The organism is Streptomyces phytophilus (genome assembly GCF_013870535.1).
Lineage (GTDB): Bacteria > Actinomycetota > Actinomycetes > Streptomycetales > Streptomycetaceae > Streptomyces > Streptomyces phytophilus.
Genome location: NZ_JACBXC010001537.1, coordinates 1 through 1260 on the forward strand (window position 1 = coordinate 1; position 1260 = coordinate 1260).

Annotated in this window: 1 protein-coding gene and 1 pseudogene; one reads left to right on the forward strand and one right to left on the reverse strand. The window is 73.7% G+C overall.

The features are described 5' to 3' along the window. A pseudogene (locus tag H5J30_RS34030) lies at positions 1-225 on the reverse strand (transcriptional regulator); the annotation flags it as partial. Positions 226-670: 445 nt separating this feature from the next. Between H5J30_RS34030 and H5J30_RS34035 the strand changes: the two are divergent. Beyond that, a partial coding sequence (locus H5J30_RS34035; RefSeq protein WP_181791677.1) for a LysE family translocator occupies positions 671-1260 on the forward strand: 590 nt, incomplete at its 3' end.

Here is a 1260-nt window from a genome sequence, read left to right on the forward strand (position 1 = left end):
CCCCGCCGACTCCAGGGCGTGCGCGCGCTCGTCGGAGGCCGACGCCGTCAGCGCGGTACCTCCGTCGGCGGCGAGGACGACGCCCGCGGCGCTGACGTCGACCAGCTCGGCGCAGTGCAGCGCTAGCCTGCGCGCGTGCTGCTCGACGTCGAAATCGCTGACGAGGGTGTCGGCCAGGTCCACGAACGCGGCGGCCAGACCTTCCTCTCGCGACTCCTCGGGCATGGGGTCGTCACCTCGTTTCACGGCTGCGTGCCGGCCGGATGTGCGGCCGGGCGTGCCGCCGGAGATCACGCGCGACCCGCTGCCCGCATCCGGGCACGGTGGCTGAACTCGGGAGCCGAACTCGGGAAGGTTCCCGGTCGGGCATGGGCGCGCAGCGGGACTTGCTCCCAGCGATGGGCGGTTCGCTCGTGCTCCGGCGACGGCCCACCGGGGTCCGGGGTGGTCGTGGCAGACAACATTAGACGGCTGCCGCACGGGGGGCGAAGCTGCCCCGCGGACGCGGGCGTTCAGCGAGCGTTCAGCGGTCGTACGGGACCGGGGATGGCATATGCAGGGTGCCGCGGATCCGCCGCGGACGAGGGGTGGGCGACGGGCCGGCGCGGGGCCCGTCCCGGCATCCGGAATTCGGTCGCCCGGTACGCGGCGCGGTGCGAGTATCGCCGCCATGGTCGACATGTCCCTCCTCGCCGCCTTCGTCGCGGCGATCTTCGTGCTCTCCATCACCCCGGGCCCCGACATGATGTTCATCGTGGCCATGGGCGGGCGCGGCGGCTCCGGTATGGGCGTCATGGCCGCGGCGGGCGTGGCCTGCGGCATGCTCGTGCACGCCTGCGCCGCCGCCCTCGGGCTCTCCGCGCTCTTCGGCGCGCTGCCGGTGCTCTACCACGTGCTCCGCTGGCTCGGCGCCGCCTACCTCCTCTACCTCGCCGTCCGCGCCTTCCGGGACCGCTCCGTGCCCGGCGACGAGGACGGCGCGGCCGACGCGGACGGCAAACGCAGCGGGCCCCGACCGCGCCGCGCGTTCTGGCAGGGGATGGTCACCAACCTGCTGAACCCCAAGGTCATCATGTTCAACATCGCGTTCCTGCCGCAGTTCGTGGACCCGGGCCGCGGCCATCTGCCGCTGCAACTGCTCGTCCTCGGCATCACCGGCGTCGTCGTCGGCTTCTGCGTCGACGGCTCGGTCGGGCTGCTCTCCGGCCGGCTGTCGCGGGCGCTGCGCCGCAGCCGCCGGCTGGCGCGCGGGCTCAACAT